The sequence below is a fragment of the Flavobacterium chungangensis genome, assembly GCF_042654045.1.
In the GTDB taxonomy this organism is placed as follows: domain Bacteria; phylum Bacteroidota; class Bacteroidia; order Flavobacteriales; family Flavobacteriaceae; genus Flavobacterium; species Flavobacterium chungangensis.
This window is the reverse complement of record NZ_JBHSFY010000007.1, coordinates 20,898-36,358: the sequence shown is the minus strand read 5'-3', so window position 1 is coordinate 36,358 and position 15,461 is coordinate 20,898. Positions and strand designations below refer to the sequence as shown.

The following is a 15,461-nucleotide window of genomic DNA, read 5'->3' as shown; positions in this document are numbered from 1 at the left end:
GGTCTTCGACTTCGCTCAGACTGACAGTGCGTAAGGTTTGTTGCAGAAAAAAACTTTGCGCCCTTGCGTCTTTGCGAGCAAAAAAAACCTTGCGTCCTTTGCGTAAATCTTCGTGCACTTTGCGGTTAAAAAACACACATGCGCGCAGTTTGTCAGTCTGAGCGAAGTCGAAGACCACATAAGTAACTCTACAAAGATTGGCGATTTACTTTACGGAGCTTCTTGCGTGGTCTTCAACTTCGCTCAGACTTACAATGCGTAAAGTCTGTTGTAGAAAAAACCTTGCGTTCTTTGCGTAAACCTTCGCGCACTTCGCGGTTAAAAACCCGCACCAATGTTGGAATTTGGAATTTTTTCATTGAAATTTTAAATTAAGTTGTAACATTTTAATAGTTGTCGTATCAAAAGCATGGATCCGATTTAATTAACAACTTAAAACTATTAAAAATGAAAAAGTATATCATCTTAATTATCGCATTCTTATTCTCAGCATTATGTTTAAATGTTTTTGCGCAAACGAAACAATTTCCGTTTGAAGTTTTAAAAACCGGAAATGGAAATCAGTCTATTATATTTATTCCTGGTTTTGCATCGTCTGGAGATGTTTGGAATGAAACCAGAGCTACATTCGAAAATCAATTTACCTGTTATACACTTACAATGGCTGGTTTTGCTGGAAGAAAGCCACAGCCGAATGCTTCATTTGAAAACTGGAAGAATGGAATTGCCAGTTATATCAAAGAAAATAATATTGAAAAACCCATCTTAATTGGCCATAGTATGGGCGGTGGGATAGCGCTTGCCATTGCAGCAGATTATCCTGATTTGATCAGTAAAATTGTAGTAGTAGATGCGCTTCCTTGTTTGGCGGCTTTAAGCGACCCTAATTTTAAATCAAAAATGAATAACGATTGTTCTTCGATGGTAAATCAGATGACAGGAATGACCAATGATCAGTTTTATGATATGCAAAAAAAGACCATGCCAAGACTTTTGGCTGATGCGTCTAAGCTGGATATGGTTGTAGATTGGAGTGTAAAATCAGACAGAACAACTTTTGGGCAAATGTATTGTGATTTTTACAATATTGATTTAAGAGAAAGAATTGCACAGATTAAATGCCCAACTTTAATTTTATTAGAATCTTATTTTATAAATTTAAAACCAGCTATAGAAGATCAGTATAAAAATTTGAAAACGGCCAATTTTCAGTACGCTACAAATGGACTGCATTTTATTATGTACGATGATACAGCTTGGTACTTAGAGCAATTAAGCACTTTTTTAAAATAGAAAGAATGGAATTTGAACAAATCTACAAAATGTATTGGGATCGAATTTTCAGGCTCTGTATGGGTTTCGTGAATGATTATGATGCCGCTCAGGATTTGACCCAGGAAACTTTTATAATTGTTTGGCAAAAGCTGGAAACCTTTAGAAACGAATCGGCTATTGGAACTTGGATTTTTAGAATAGCTTCCAATAACTGTCTAAGGCAGATAGAAAAACAAAAACGTTTTCCGAAATCAGAACTTCCTATTCATCTTTCAGAAGAAAAACAACATTCTATAGAACCTCAGATTCAATTCTTGTATAAATGTATTGCTGAGCTTCCCGAAACCGATCGTATTATTATTTCATTAGAATTGGAAGACATTAAACAAAATGAAATTGCAAAAATTGTCGGACTTTCTGAAGCCAATGTTAGAGTGAAAATCCATAGAATCAAAGAAAAACTGACTCAAAAATTTAAAGAAAATGAACAACGATAATAATATAGATTTTAAAGATTTATGGAAAAAACAATCCGTAAGTCAGCCAGACCTAACCGATTTGCTGGCGCGATTAAGTAAATTTAAAAAAGCGGCTTTACGCAGTTTATGGATGATCAATATTTTGCTTTCGGTAACAAGTGTTTTTATTGTTTTTATTTGGATATATTATCAGCCACAATTTGTTTCGACTAAAATCGGAATTGTGCTTACCATTCTTGCTATGGTCCTTTATGTGTTTGTCTATAATAAGTTAATGGGCGATTATAAAAACATAGATACTACACAGGCCAATCAGGAATACCTTCAAAAACTGATTTCGATAAAAAAGAAGCAACAGTTTTTGCAAACCAAAATGATGAGTTTTTACTTTATAGTACTAACACTTGGAATTTGTTTGTATATGTACGAATACGCTAGTAGAATGAGTGCTTTAGGAGCGAGTTTAGCCTACGGAGTTACTTTGCTTTGGATGTTGTTCAATTGGTTTTACATTCGTCCAAAACAAATTAAAAAACAGCAGGAAAAAATAAATGCTTTAATTGAAAAGTTTGAAGAAGTCAATAATCAATTAAAATCATAAAAAAAAAGAAGCTTCGTAAAATCTTACGAAGCTTTCTTTTTACCAAAAACTTAAATCTAAATTCTAAACTAATTTTTAAAGAGGAAAAACGTACGGTGTAAGAGATAATACAATTATTCCGTCGCTATTTGCTGTTGCAGTCAATTCATTCTCTAATTTTCCTCCAATGTAAAGTTTTCCAGTTAAGGTTTGTCCAGCAACTCCACCGTATCCACTTGCGCTTAATGATGCTCCCAGAGATTTTGCTTCAGCAGTAAATTCTTTAGTCCAAGGAAGTTTGGTCATATCTTCATTTAATGCGTTACCTCCTTTTTCAAAATAAGTAACTGAAGCTGTTCCTGTATAATTTCCAGTTATTTCATATTTAACATCTCTTGATGCACTTCCTGAACCATTATCATCATTATCGCTGCTGCAAGAAACTGCTGAAAAAGCAAGAGTCATTACAATTGCTAAGGTTTTCAAAATTGATTTCATAATAAAATTCTTTAATTAAAATTCATAACTTAACAAAGTTAGACGCTTATCCTACGGACGGCAATACCTGATAAAATGTATTTTTTATTACCTGATATCAGGTAAAAGCAAGTGATTTTTTTTTGAAAGTCGTTAAGCTTTAATAACTTTGAGTAAATGCCACATTTATGAAGAAACTCTACGCCTTATTCTTTTTTTTATTTTTCACTGCAATTTCCAGTTCGCAAGTAATTCTTTCGTTAGATGATGATACGGTTTATATTGACAGTATTGTTAAAATCACAAAAAACACAAAATCCGACAGTGTCAAAAGTTTGAATAGTTTCAGATTGTCAAAACTATTTTTAATGGCCCAAGATGCAGAAAAATCAAAGGAATACTTGGATCAAGCGAATCGTCTAAAAGTTAAATTTCCTTTTTTAAAAGATGCTTCTATTTTTTATAATGCGTACAGCTTTATAGAAAAAGGCGATTTGGAGGGCTTTGAAAAAGCTTTACTAGATGCAAACGCGAAACTTAAAAAGTATCGTAATAAAGAAGCCTATAAACTTCGTGCCGTGATACTTCAGAACTACGGCATTATGCAGCAAAGGAAAAATAATGAAAATGCTTATATGAAATTGCTAGTCAACGAAGCGATTCCTATTGCGAAAAAAAGTGGTGATTATGAATTGATAAGTGCTTTAAATAAAGCCGTTGCCATTATTTTTATGAATAATGATGAACGCGAAAAAGCGGCAGAATACCTAGATCAAGCGCAGAAATATATTGAAAGTGCTACGAAAAAATCGGCAACTTTAGCAGAGTCTAAGATGGAGACGTATATTATAAATGCAGAAAATTTAGTTGAGCTGAAGCATTTTTATGATGCTAAAGAAATTCTGGAGAAAGCTTATGCAACATTAGAAAAATACCCAGAATCTAATCTAAATGATTCTTATTTTTATTCGGAAGGACTTTATTATGCGAAACAAAATAAGCATAATGAGGCATTGCAAAGTTTTGATAAAGGAATTAAATCGGCAGAAAAGCATCATAATGCTATAGCGGTAAACAGATTGAAGTTTGCAGAATATGAAGTGCTCTTTAAACTTAAAAATTATGATAAGGCCAAAAGCAATTTAGAATATTTAATAAAAAATACTCCTTTTATTGTAGACAAGAAAAACTATTATAAAGAATTGTCAAAAGTTTATAACGCGACCAAAGAATATCCGAAAGCCTATTATTATTCAAATAAATACAATGTAATTAATGATAGTCTAAATGATGCAAAACTGAAAAATGAAATTGTAGAGCTTGAAGCCAAATATAAAAAAGCAGAAAGCGAAAAGAAAATTGGTTTGTTGCAATCTGAAAATGAAAAAGCGGTTTTGCAGGTTAATAATAATCGCTTGAATATGATGCTTTTTGCAGTGCTTTCGTTTGTGCTGTTTTTGACTGTTTTATTTTTGTGGAGTTGGAATAATTATCAGAAAAAGATCAGTTTTCAAAAAGAAGTCAATCATAAGCAAGAACTTGAAGCATTAGAGAATCAGCAGAAATTATCCGTTTCAAATGCCTTGATTGAGGGAGAAGAAATCGAACGAAAAAGAATCGCAAGAGATTTGCATGACGGACTCGGAAGTATGCTTTCTGGATTAAAAATTCATTTGAATCTTGCGGAACGTGAAAACAATGAAAACGTTTCTAATATAAACGGAATGCTGAACGATTCGATAAAAGAACTTCGCAATATTTCTCAGAATTTAATGCCTGAAAGTTTAATGAAATTAGGGCTCGAACATGCGCTGAGAGATTTGTGTGCATCACATTCAACACCAGAGACAGCAATCGAATTTCAGTATTTGATTAAAAAAACAACTTTACCGCAGCATTTTAAAATAATGATTTTCAGGATTATTCAAGAACTTTTAAATAATGCTTTAAAATATGCAAAAGCTTCGCAGATTTTAGTTTCTTGCTCTCAAAATAAAGACGTATTTTTTATAACAGTTGAAGATAATGGAGTTGGTTTTAATGTGGAGTATGCAGAAAAAAGAGATGGAATGGGCTTGCGAAATATTAAAAACCGCGTGGCTTTTTTAAACGGAAAATTAGAAATTGATTCTGTCCTTGATAAAGGGACTTCAACTTATATCGAATTAAAATATAACCCAAATCATGATTATGAAGTATAAAACGGTAATAGTAGACGACCATCCAATTGTGATTTCTGGAATTGCGGGCTTACTTTCGGAGTTAGATAATATAGAAATTGTAGAAAAATTCGAATCGGGAATTGCGCTTTTAGATTATATAGAAGACAATAAAGTGGATTTGATTTTAATGGATATTTTTCTACCTGTAATAAATGGAGTAGATCTGTGCAAAACAATCAAGCAAAAGCATCCTAAAATTGTAATTATAGGCATGAGTAGCCAATCTGAAAGAAGTTTGGTTATGCAGTTTATCCAGAATGGAGGAAACGGATATATTCTTAAAAATGCTTCTTTTGATGAATTTAAAAACTGTATTTACAAAGCAATTGAGGGCGAAATTGTTTTTAGTGAAGAAGTAAAAACGATAATCAGTCAGCCTTTGTCTGAAGATTTGGAACGAATTCCAGGTTTGAGTCGAAGAGAAAGAGATATTGCATTACTGCTTTCGCAAGGAAAATCGACTCAAGAAATAGCCGATGATTTATTTTTGAGTTTTTTAACCGTTCAAACACATCGACGCAATATTCTTCAGAAATATAAAATGAAAAATGTGGCAGAATTAATTGCTTTTCTGCTTAAAAACAACATGTTGAATTAGGTCAAAAATGGTAAAATAATGTCAAAATGACATTTTGTTAAAATGGTTCGCAATTTGCAGTTTGTTTTGTAAATTTAAAAATCAATCTAAAAACATAAAAAAAATGGGATCAGGATATTTAATTATTGCTGGAGCTATCATGCTGTTCAGCTGGCTGGTAAGCTCGCAGCTGAAAAGTAAATTTGAATTGTATTCGAAGTTGCAATTAAGAAACGGAATGAGCGGAAGAGAAATTGCTGAAAAAATGCTTGCCGATAACGGAATTACAGATGTTCGTGTTATTTCGACACCAGGTCAGTTAACAGATCATTATAATCCTTCAGATAAAACAGTAAATTTAAGTGAAGCAGTTTACAACCATCGTAATGCGGCTGCAGCGGCCGTTGCAGCACACGAGTGCGGTCACGCTGTACAGCATGCTATTGGTTACGAATGGCTGACTATGCGTTCTAAGTTAGTGCCTATTGTAAGCGTTGCTTCAAATTATGTACAATGGATTTTAATTGCAGGAATTCTTATGATTAAAGTTTTTCCTGGATTATTATTAATCGGAATCATCATTTTTGCTGCAACGACTTTGTTCTCGGTTATTACGCTTCCGGTAGAATACGATGCAAGTAATCGTGCTTTGGCTTGGCTAGAAAACAAACATATGCTTACGCAAGAAGAGCAGGCTGGAGCAAAAGATGCTTTAAAATGGGCAGCAAGAACTTATGTAGTCGCGGCAATTGGTTCAATCGCAACGTTGTTGTACTATATATCGATTTATTCTGGAAGCAGAAGAAACTAATTAGTTAATTGAGATAATTAGTCAATTAGATAATTTATAACAAACCCGACAGATTTTTAAAATCTGTCGGGTTTTGTTTTATAATGACTCTTTGATCAATTGTCAGGCTGAGCGAAGTCGAAGCCCTTATGTCTAATTAAGCCTTCCACTTCGCTCAGGATTACAGTAGGATATTATTCGTTTTCAAGAATTATCTAATTATCAAATTGACACATTATCTAATTCTAAAGCTGTATCTGTCTATCAATCTGCTGATCTAGCGAGATAAAAGTCTCTGTTCTGGAAACCCCTTCAATTGCTTGGATTTTGTTATTTAAAAGTTGCATTAAATGTTCGTTGTCTCGACAGATAATTTTAATCAGAACCGACCAGTTTCCTGTGGTATAATGGCATTCTAAAACTTCGGGTATTTTTCTAAGTTCTTTTACGGCTTCTGAGTTTCTTGAAGCTTTATCCAAATAAACTCCAACAAATGCCATTGTGTTGTAACCCAGAACTTTTGGATTTACAGTGAATTTAGAACCAGAGATTACGCCCGATTGTTCCAGTTTTTTTAATCTCTGGTGAATTGCGGCTCCAGAAATTCCGATTTTATTAGCGATTTGCAAAATCGGTTTTCTAGCGTCATCCATAAGATAACGAAGAATTTCTTTGTCGATTCCGTCAATTTCAATTAAGAGGGAGTTGATTTTCATAACTTACAATTTGAAACTATTTTTGTGATTTGGGTTTTGAATAGAAATCAAATGTAATTAAAATGCAGAACAAAAGAAAATTCCAAAAATCAAATTCTAAATTCCAAATTGCTTCACCTGTTCGCTACCGCTCGAGTCCAAATTTCAAATATAACCCTTGGTTTCAATCACGGGAGACGTATAGAATAGATCCCAAATCTCCAATCCCAAAATTTAAAATATGACCCTTGGTTTCAGCCACAGGACAAATCGTGAAAATCCTAAAAACAAAAAATCCAAATCCCAGTGATTAGTTGGAATTTGGATTTTCAAATTTGTATATTTTTATTCTTAGGTTATTTTCCTTTGTTTGCTTCGGCAACGTATTTTTCTAAAGCCATTGTCATAGAAGGAGTTTCAGGAGTTGGTGCAAGAATATCAATTCTTAAACCATGATCTAAAGCTTCTTTCTGAGTAGTGCTTCCAAATACAGCAATTCGAGTATCATTTTGTTTGAAATCTGGGAAATTCTTGAACAATGATTTAATTCCTGTTGGACTGAAAAAAGCTAAAACATCATAATAAACGTCAGCTAGATCAGATAAATCGCTCATTACAGTTCTGTAGAAAATAGCTTGTGCCCAATCTACTTTTAAACTGTTCAAGGTAACAGGAGCATCTGCATTTAATTGGTCAGATGCAGGAAGTAAAAACTTCTCGTCTTTGTACTTCTTAATTAGCGGAGATAAATCTGCAAAATCTTTTGCTCCAACGTAAATTTTACGTTTTCTGTACACAACATACTTTTGAAGGTAAAACGCAACAGCCTCAGATTGACAAAAATACTTCAATCCTTCAGGAACTTTGTAACGCATTTCATCAGCCACTCTAAAAAAATGATCTACAGCATTTCTACTTGTTAAAATGATCGCAGTGTAATGATTAAGATCGATTTTTTGTAATCGAATCTCTTTTGCGCTAACCCCTTCTACATGAATAAATGGTCTGAAATCAATTTTTATTTTGTGTTTTTGTTGGAGCTCAAAGTAAGGAGAATTCTCCACTTTAGGTTCAGGCTGTGACACCAAAATTGTTTTCACTTTCATATTATAAATATTTACTAAGCACTCCCTTTTGCTATCCAATAATAGAGAAAATAATAAGGGGCTATTTCAAGAGCGCAAAGATACAAAATAAAATAAAATAACTTACCGATTATTACGTTTTGATACGTTTTAATTGAAATAAAGTAAGAGTATACACTAATACACAGGGAAATACCTATGATTGCTAGCGGAATAATCTGCGGAATATTGTTGTAATAGAACAAAATAGCATTGATTGGAAGGATTAAAACGCCAATATAAGTCCTATAAGTTACTTTTTGGAGGTTAAATAGCTCTACAAAATCGTCAATATTGAATGAAGCTGCTACAATTTTTTCGATTAAATATTTTCCTAAAATGAAATAAAGCAAAAAAGTGGCAATCTGAATAAATAGAACCCAGTCGGTTTTTGAAGCATAACCAAAACTATTCATGGTAAGCAGAATAAAAAAGGCAAACGATACAATTTGTACAAAAAATAAACCAACCGTAAAGCTGTTTTTCATGTGGCTGTTGTCTCGATAAATTTTAGCGTATTTATCTGAAAAAATAAGTTTACTAAACTCACTAAATCTTGTTTCGTAAGCAGATTTTGTCATGGCAACAACGGCAAAGGTCACCACAAATAAAAGTGTTGCCCAGTCCTTGTTTTCGATTATTCGAGGATGAAGTTGTTCAATCATAGCGATACAAAATTAGTAATTTTTTGATGCAATACTTTTATTATATATTTATTATGAATCAAATGCTATAAAAAGTTTACTTTTGCGATGAAATTACCGAGAAAAAAATGAATGATAGTATTGTCATAATTCCCACTTATAACGAAATTGAAAACATAGAAAGTATAGTAAGAGCTGTACTTTCGCAACATAAATCTTTTCATCTGCTTATTATTGATGATAATTCTCCAGATCATACTGCTAAAAAAGTGATCGCTTTACAGGAAGAATTTCCAGGAAAACTTTTTTTAGAGCAAAGAACAAAAAAATCTGGATTAGGAACTGCATATGTTCATGGCTTTAAATGGGCTTTGGAGCGCGACTATCAATTTATTTTTGAGATGGATGCCGATTTTTCGCATAACCCAAATGATTTAGAAAAATTATATGATGCTTGTCATTTCGGCGGAGCAGATCTTGCAATTGGATCTCGTTATGTAACAGGGGTGAATGTAGTGAACTGGCCTTTAAGCCGAGTTTTGATGTCTTACTTTGCATCTGTTTATGTGAAATTTATCACCGGAATGAAAATTCATGATGCTACTGCAGGTTTTGTTTGTTATAAAAGAGAGGTTTTGGAAAAAATTAATCTTAACAAAATAAAATTTGTCGGATATGCGTTTCAAATCGAGATGAAGTACAGAACTTATTGTGCTAAATTTCAAATTACCGAAGTCCCAATTATTTTTACAGACCGAACAAAAGGAGTTTCTAAAATGAGCAATGCGATCATTAAAGAAGCAATACTTGGAGTAATTTCACTCAGAATAAGAAAATTAGTCAATTCATTATAAACCAACCAAAATGAACAGGATTTTAATAAAGAATGCCAAAATTGTAAACGAAGGGACAATTGTTGAAGGTGATGTTTTGATTGAAAATGATCTGATTGTTGAAATTGCAGATAGCATTTCATTAAAAACTTCAGATTGTATTGTAATCGATGCTGAAGGAAATTATTTAATGCCCGGCGCGATAGACGATCAAGTGCATTTTAGAGAACCAGGTTTAACGCATAAAGGAGATATCGAATCGGAATCTCGTGCTGCTGTTGCGGGAGGAATTACTTCTTTTATCGAACAGCCGAATACAGTTCCGAATGCGGTTACTCAAGAAATTTTAGAAGATAAATACCAAATTGCTTCTCAAAAATCATTTGCGAATTACTCGTTTATGATGGGAGCAACAAATGATAACTTGGAAGAAGTTTTAAAAACAAATCCAAAAAATGTGGCTGGAATTAAAATTTTCTTAGGTTCATCTACAGGGAATATGTTGGTTGATAATGAAGCTGTTTTAGAAAAGATATTTTCAAGCACTCCAATGTTAATTGCAGTTCATTGTGAAGACGAGACTACGATTAAAAATAATCTTGCTGCTTTTAAAGAGCAATATGGAGAAGATGTTCCAGTTACGGCACACAATTTAATTAGAAGTGCAGAGGCTTGTTACATTTCTTCTTCAAAAGCAGTAGCTTTGGCTAAAAGAACTGGAGCAAGATTGCATATTTTCCATCTATCAACCGCGAAAGAAATGGAATTGTTTACGAATAAAATTCCATTAGAAGATAAAAAAATTACCGCTGAGGTTTGCGTGCACCATCTTTGGTTTACTGACGAAGACTATAAAACAAAAGGGAATTTCATTAAATGGAATCCTGCGGTTAAAACTGCCGAAGATCGTGCAGAACTTTGGAAAGCCTTAAACGACGGAAGAATTGATGTAATTGCAACAGATCACGCTCCTCATACAAAAGAAGAAAAGCAGCAGTCTTATTTGAATGCGCCTTCTGGAGGTCCGCTTGTTCAGCATGCAGTTGTAGCAATGTTTGAAGCGCATCATCAAGGAAAAATTAGCGTGGAGAAAATTGTGGAGAAAATGTGCCACAATCCGGCTAAGATTTTTAAAATAGAAAAAAGAGGTTTTATTAAAGAAGGATACCATGCCGATTTGGTAATCGTAAATCCAAGTTTGCCTTGGAGCGTGAAACCAGAAAATATTTTATACAAATGCGGATGGTCTCCATTTGAAGGTTTTACTTTTAAATCTAGAATCACACATACTTTTGTAAACGGTGAATTGGTTTATAATAACTTTAAAGTAAAAGATACCAGAGCAGGTAAAAGATTATTGTTTGACAGATAAAAAGCAACTATGAAGAATTTTATAGTAATAATATTGGTTATATTTCTTTCTATAAGCTGTAAAAAGGATGTTGTAAAACAGCCTGCAAAGCTTATTGAGAAAGATAAAATGATTGATATTATGTATGATTTATCTCTTTTGGAAGCAATGAGATATCAGAAACCATTGTCTTTAGATTCTATAGAAAATGATCCGACGAAATTTATTTTGAAAAAATACAAAGTAGATAGTCTTCAATTTGCTCAAAACAACATGTATTATGCTTCAGATTATGAAAATTATAAAGACATGTTTGATCAAGTGAACAAAAGGATTTCTGTAAACCAGCGAGCGGCAGATTCTTTAGCTAAAATTGATGAGAAAAAAGCAGCTAAGGAAATTAAAAAGAAAGCTCAAGAAGTTTCAAAAGATTCGGTGAAGAAAGTAACTCCTAAGGTTAATATCGATTCTATAAAAAGAGCTCACATGCAAATGCAAGACAGAAGAAAAAAACGATTATAGTTTAGAACTGTCTTTAATATATTGATGAATATTTGTAAAAACCGTTCCTAGAGCGGTTTTTATTTTTTCATTACTGTACAGATTTTTTGAATACGAAGCTTTTGCTGTTGCTTTTGTAATGCTTCTTTTTCTAAAAAACAAAGTAGAAAATATCCCGTCAGTAATCCACAAGAAATTCATTAAGAAAGGCTTTGCATGAATGTGTGGTATTTTTGCTTTTAAAGCATCAGAAACGGTGTCTAAAAGATCTTTAAAAACAATATTGTCAGAGATAAGCGTGAAACGTTCGTTTTTTATTTCGCTTTTCATCAATTCAAAACTTGTTTTTGCAACATCGTCAACCGAGATAAAACCAGTGCTTCCAAGTGTGTAGAATGAAAGTCCTTTTGAAACTTTTCGATAAATTTCACTACTGCCTTCATCAAAAATATCCATCATTTTTGGCGGTCCTAAAATAACTCCTGGATTTACAATAATAACATTTAAGCCTTCTTGATGCCCTCGCCAAACTTCCATTTCGGCACCATATTTAGAAATGGCGTAATCGCTGTGTGGTTTTTCAGGATTCCAATCGGTTTCTTCGGTAATGTGTGTTTCGTGAGGAGCAATATCGCCTAAAGCGGCAATCGAACTGATATAGCAAAATTTTTCTACTTCTTTGGCAATGGCAAAATTGACCATGTTGGCCGTTCCTTCGATATTGGTTTTTCTGAGGATTTCTTCGTCTTTGGGTTCAAACGAAATAAAAGCCGCACAATGATATACTTGTTTAATGCCGATAAAAGCAGTTTCGAGTGAAGGTACGTCTAGAATATCGGCTTCAACCCAATTGATTTTTTCGAACAAATCTGCTTTTTTATAAAAATCAAAAACCGATTTTGTTTTTTCAATTTTGTTTTGACTTCTGTAAATTGCCCGAACAATTTCTCCATTTTCAATTAAATGAAGCAATAAATGTGCGCCTACTAAACCAGTTCCTCCAGTTACTAATATCATATTGTAAAGATAGTACTTTTGAATAAATTCAAGCCTAATTTAATAAAAACACAATATAAAAAAAGCAGTTAACAGAGGCTTTAGGGTCTGTTAACTGCTTTGATAAATATATAAATAAGACTTGAAAAGATTTTAAAAAATGGTATAAGCAATTACTAAATCAAGAGTATTGTATTTTGCAGAAAAATTGCGGTAATCTGCCATTAGTTCTTTTTTAGTGTTAAACCTTGCCTCAGCACTAATTTTGTTTTTAAAATTGTATCCAAAACCAAAAGATAAATTGGTTCCAGTTTTGCTATCATTACGTATATCTTCATCATATGTTATAGTTGCTGTATTGGCTACATCAAACGCAAAAGCTGCGTTTATGAACAATTTTGAGCTTTTGTTAAGGAAAAGATAGTGACGTACTCCTATTGGTACTTGGACCGCGGTATATGAAATGTCTACTGTATGATTTTCAACAGGTGATGTTGGGAAAAGACCAGGTAGACTATAAGATTTGTTGTTTTCATATTTTTGATACATAGGGTTTGTAAAAATGCTCCATTTGTTGTTGTTAAATGGAAGTACAAATTCAGCTTCAATTCCTACTTTAAAAAGAGTTTTACTGTCTATTTTCGCATTTCTGTATGGAAGAGAAGAGCTAGTTATCGAAAGTGAAGTCGGACTGGCCGCAGCTGTCACCTTTATAAAGTACTGGCTTTTGCTTTCAGTCGATTGTTCCTTTTTCTCTTTTTTCTCGGGAACATTATTATATTTTACAAAGTATTTTGTAAGATCTGATTTATTATATGATAAACCTTTGATGTTATTATCTGTAATATTAGCAGATCTAACATTTAAGTTTAGCTGTTGCTTGTAATAAGTGTTTTCCTTAATATTTTTGCTAGCGTTTTCATTTTGTGTTTCAATATATCTAAGATACACAAGCTGTTCAAGAGGCACTTCTTTTGTTTCATAAAAGTATCTGAAAAGATTGGCTTCTCTATAAGAATATAATGAAGCTTCGCCCGTAACTAAAACACGAAGAAAAAGAGTGCTTTCTTCCCAAACTGGTTTTCCTGTTTGCGATATTTTAGATAAGTCATCAGTTGAACGATCTATCTTTACTTTTGCTCTTTTGAAAGTAATACTGTTTCCAATGCCAAATTCAGAAACGTTTGCAATAGTTTCGGTTACATAGTCCTTGTCGTTTGGATCTATTTTGTATCTAAAATCGGTTGGGTTGTCTTTCCAGTCTAAGTTTCGGATTAAACATTCTGTTCGATTTCCATTGTTGGAAATGAAGTATCCTTTTTCAAAAGTAACCTGTGCATTGATGAAAGTGCAATAAAGAAAAAGAATAAGTAAAAAAGTTTTTTTCATTATGGGTAGTTTTTTTGGGAGGCGAAACTAAGGAAAAAACAAAATATTTTTTTACGTGTTTCCGTAAATTGATTTATTTAATAAATGTATTTAAACATATCCTTTGCTTAAATTTTATAAAAATAAAAAACTTTGTGTCTTAGTGTCTTCGTGGCAGACTTTTTTGATATTGCCATTGACATTGATTACATTTGCGCAAATTATTTAAAAAAATGAAGAATCTAGTTGAAGAATTAAAATGGCGCGGGTTATACCATGATAGTATGCCTGGAACGGAAGAACAATTGCTAAAAGAAGCAACCACTGCCTATATCGGTTTTGATCCAACGGCAGATTCACTGCACATCGGAAGTATGGTTCAGATTATTTTATTGGTTCACCTAAAGAATTTCGGACACAGACCGATTGCTTTAGTAGGTGGAGCAACAGGAATGATTGGTGACCCTTCTGGAAAATCTGATGAAAGAAACTTGCTTGATGAAGAAGCTCTAGCTAAAAACGTAGCCGGAATTAAAAGTGTTTTGTCTCGTTTCTTAGATTTTAATTCAACCGAAGTAAATGCGCCAGTGATGGTGAATAACTACGATTGGATGAAAGAATTCTCTTTTATCGATTTTGCACGTGAAGTTGGAAAAAGAATCACTGTAAATTATATGATGGCTAAAGATTCTGTAAAAAAGAGATTTAGCGGAGAAGGTGAGGGAATGTCTTTTACAGAGTTTACATACCAATTAATTCAAGGTTACGATTTTTATCATTTATATAAAAACAACAATTGCATTTTGCAAATGGGAGGTTCTGACCAATGGGGTAATATTACCACAGGAACAGAATTGGTGCGCAGAATGGGAGGAGAGAATGCAAAAGCGTATGCTTTAACAACGCCTCTAATTACAAAAGCTGACGGATCTAAATTTGGAAAATCTGAAGGAGGAAACGTTTGGCTAGATGCGGATAAAACTTCTGTTTATAAATTTTACCAATTTTGGGTAAACACAACAGATGTTGATGCAGAAAAATACATTAAAATTTTTACTTTCTTAGATAAAGAAACTATCGATGCCTTAATCGAAGAGCACAAAGCGGCTCCTCATTTGAGAGTTTTACAAAAGAAATTGGCAGAAGAAATCACCGTTTTTGTTCACAATAGAGAAGAGTTGGAAAAAGCAATTCAAGCTTCAAATATTTTGTTTGGAAATTCAACTGCAGAAGATTTGAAGAAATTGGATGAAGCGACTTTCTTAGAAGTTTTTGATGGAGTTCCGCAAGCTGAAATCGCAAAAGCTGATTTAGAAAACGGATTGGAAATTATCACGGTTTTAAACGAAAAAACAGGTTTTTTTAAATCAAACGGAGAAGCGAGACGTGCTTTGACAGCAAACTCAATTTCTGTAAACAGAGAAAAAATAAAAGAAGATTTTGTTTTAACAGCAAATGATTTAATTAACGACCAGTTTGTATTGTTGCAAAGCGGAAAGAAAAATTATTTTGTAATTCGCGTTGTTTAAAAACATTTAACTCTTTAATC

General features: G+C 33.1%; 16 protein-coding genes. 10 read left to right on the top strand and 6 right to left on the bottom strand.

Annotation, left to right across the window (positions count from 1 at the left end):
* Nucleotides 1-447: 447 nt before the first annotated feature.
* Genes ACFO3N_RS12630 through ACFO3N_RS12620 form a run of 3 tightly spaced genes read left to right on the top strand, consistent with a single transcriptional unit; the run spans nucleotide 448 to nucleotide 2,355 of the window.
* The gene (locus ACFO3N_RS12630) at nucleotides 448-1,293 is read left to right on the top strand and encodes an alpha/beta fold hydrolase (protein ID WP_379798216.1); all 846 of its coding nucleotides are present in this window, start codon (nucleotides 448-450) and stop codon (nucleotides 1,291-1,293) included.
* Nucleotides 1,294-1,298: 5 nt separating this feature from the next.
* Nucleotides 1,299-1,772, top strand: coding sequence for an RNA polymerase sigma factor (locus ACFO3N_RS12625; RefSeq protein WP_248728467.1), 474 nt, complete (start codon nucleotides 1,299-1,301; stop codon nucleotides 1,770-1,772).
* Nucleotides 1,759-2,355 carry a hypothetical protein gene (locus ACFO3N_RS12620; RefSeq protein WP_379798213.1) on the top strand — a complete coding sequence of 199 codons (597 nt, stop codon included), beginning with the start codon at nucleotides 1,759-1,761 and terminating at the stop codon, nucleotides 2,353-2,355. The genes ACFO3N_RS12625 and ACFO3N_RS12620 overlap by 14 nt, the downstream gene beginning before the upstream one ends.
* A 75-nt stretch (nucleotides 2,356-2,430) precedes the next feature.
* On the opposite strand, the gene ACFO3N_RS12615 is transcribed toward ACFO3N_RS12620, so the two are convergent.
* Nucleotides 2,431-2,832, bottom strand: a complete 402-nt coding sequence (locus ACFO3N_RS12615; RefSeq protein WP_379798210.1) for an MmpS family transport accessory protein — start codon at nucleotides 2,830-2,832, stop codon at nucleotides 2,431-2,433.
* A 167-nt stretch (nucleotides 2,833-2,999) separates the two neighbouring features.
* Here ACFO3N_RS12615 and ACFO3N_RS12610 point away from each other — a divergent pair, with 167 nt between their 5' ends.
* The 3 genes from ACFO3N_RS12610 to ACFO3N_RS12600 all read left to right on the top strand — a co-directional run bounded on the left by ACFO3N_RS12610 (nucleotide 3,000) and on the right by ACFO3N_RS12600 (nucleotide 6,421).
* Nucleotides 3,000-5,012, top strand: a complete 2,013-nt coding sequence (locus ACFO3N_RS12610; protein WP_379798207.1) for an ATP-binding protein — start codon at nucleotides 3,000-3,002, stop codon at nucleotides 5,010-5,012.
* Nucleotides 5,002-5,631, top strand: a complete 630-nt coding sequence (locus tag ACFO3N_RS12605) for a response regulator (RefSeq protein ID WP_250834990.1) — start codon at nucleotides 5,002-5,004, stop codon at nucleotides 5,629-5,631. Before ACFO3N_RS12610 ends, ACFO3N_RS12605 begins: the two co-directional genes overlap by 11 nt.
* 103 nt (nucleotides 5,632-5,734) lie before the next feature.
* Complete coding sequence (locus ACFO3N_RS12600; protein ID WP_095928287.1) at nucleotides 5,735-6,421, top strand: zinc metallopeptidase; 687 nt, start codon at nucleotides 5,735-5,737, stop codon at nucleotides 6,419-6,421.
* Nucleotides 6,422-6,645: 224 nt separating this feature from the next.
* Here the strand turns inward: ACFO3N_RS12600 and ACFO3N_RS12595 are convergent, their stop codons facing one another.
* From ACFO3N_RS12595 to ACFO3N_RS12585, 3 genes are all read right to left on the bottom strand, one after another.
* Nucleotides 6,646-7,116, bottom strand: a complete 471-nt coding sequence (locus tag ACFO3N_RS12595; RefSeq protein ID WP_111365821.1) for an Lrp/AsnC family transcriptional regulator — start codon at nucleotides 7,114-7,116, stop codon at nucleotides 6,646-6,648.
* 335 nt (nucleotides 7,117-7,451) lie between these two features.
* Nucleotides 7,452-8,201, bottom strand: a complete 750-nt coding sequence (locus tag ACFO3N_RS12590) for a uroporphyrinogen-III synthase (protein ID WP_109190797.1) — start codon at nucleotides 8,199-8,201, stop codon at nucleotides 7,452-7,454.
* A 14-nt stretch (nucleotides 8,202-8,215) separates the two neighbouring features.
* On the bottom strand, nucleotides 8,216-8,884 hold the full coding sequence (locus ACFO3N_RS12585) for a DUF4271 domain-containing protein (protein ID WP_250834991.1): 669 nt from the start codon (nucleotides 8,882-8,884) through the stop codon (nucleotides 8,216-8,218).
* 107 nt (nucleotides 8,885-8,991) lie between these two features.
* Here ACFO3N_RS12585 and ACFO3N_RS12580 point away from each other — a divergent pair, with 107 nt between their 5' ends.
* From ACFO3N_RS12580 to ACFO3N_RS12570, 3 genes are read left to right on the top strand one after another with little or no spacing between them, the layout of a single operon-like run.
* Complete coding sequence (locus ACFO3N_RS12580) at nucleotides 8,992-9,717, top strand: polyprenol monophosphomannose synthase (protein WP_095928284.1); 726 nt, start codon at nucleotides 8,992-8,994, stop codon at nucleotides 9,715-9,717.
* Between the two features lie 10 nt (nucleotides 9,718-9,727).
* Nucleotides 9,728-11,068, top strand: a complete 1,341-nt coding sequence (locus tag ACFO3N_RS12575; RefSeq protein WP_250834992.1) for a dihydroorotase — start codon at nucleotides 9,728-9,730, stop codon at nucleotides 11,066-11,068.
* Between the two features lie 9 nt (nucleotides 11,069-11,077).
* Complete coding sequence (locus ACFO3N_RS12570) at nucleotides 11,078-11,569, top strand: DUF4296 domain-containing protein (protein WP_379798202.1); 492 nt, start codon at nucleotides 11,078-11,080, stop codon at nucleotides 11,567-11,569.
* Here ACFO3N_RS12570 and ACFO3N_RS12565 read toward each other — a convergent pair.
* The gene (locus tag ACFO3N_RS12565) at nucleotides 11,564-12,565 is read right to left on the bottom strand and encodes an NAD-dependent epimerase/dehydratase family protein (protein WP_379798199.1); all 1,002 of its coding nucleotides are present in this window, start codon (nucleotides 12,563-12,565) and stop codon (nucleotides 11,564-11,566) included. The genes ACFO3N_RS12570 and ACFO3N_RS12565 overlap by 6 nt on opposite strands.
* 132 nt (nucleotides 12,566-12,697) lie before the next feature.
* Nucleotides 12,698-13,933 carry a porin family protein gene (locus ACFO3N_RS12560; RefSeq protein WP_379798197.1) on the bottom strand — a complete coding sequence of 412 codons (1,236 nt, stop codon included), beginning with the start codon at nucleotides 13,931-13,933 and terminating at the stop codon, nucleotides 12,698-12,700.
* A 212-nt stretch (nucleotides 13,934-14,145) separates the two neighbouring features.
* On the opposite strand from ACFO3N_RS12560, the gene tyrS reads away from it, so the two are divergent.
* Nucleotides 14,146-15,441, top strand: coding sequence for a tyrosine--tRNA ligase (tyrS, locus tag ACFO3N_RS12555; RefSeq protein WP_379798195.1), 1,296 nt, complete (start codon nucleotides 14,146-14,148; stop codon nucleotides 15,439-15,441).
* The last annotated feature ends 20 nt before the right edge of the window (nucleotides 15,442-15,461 follow it).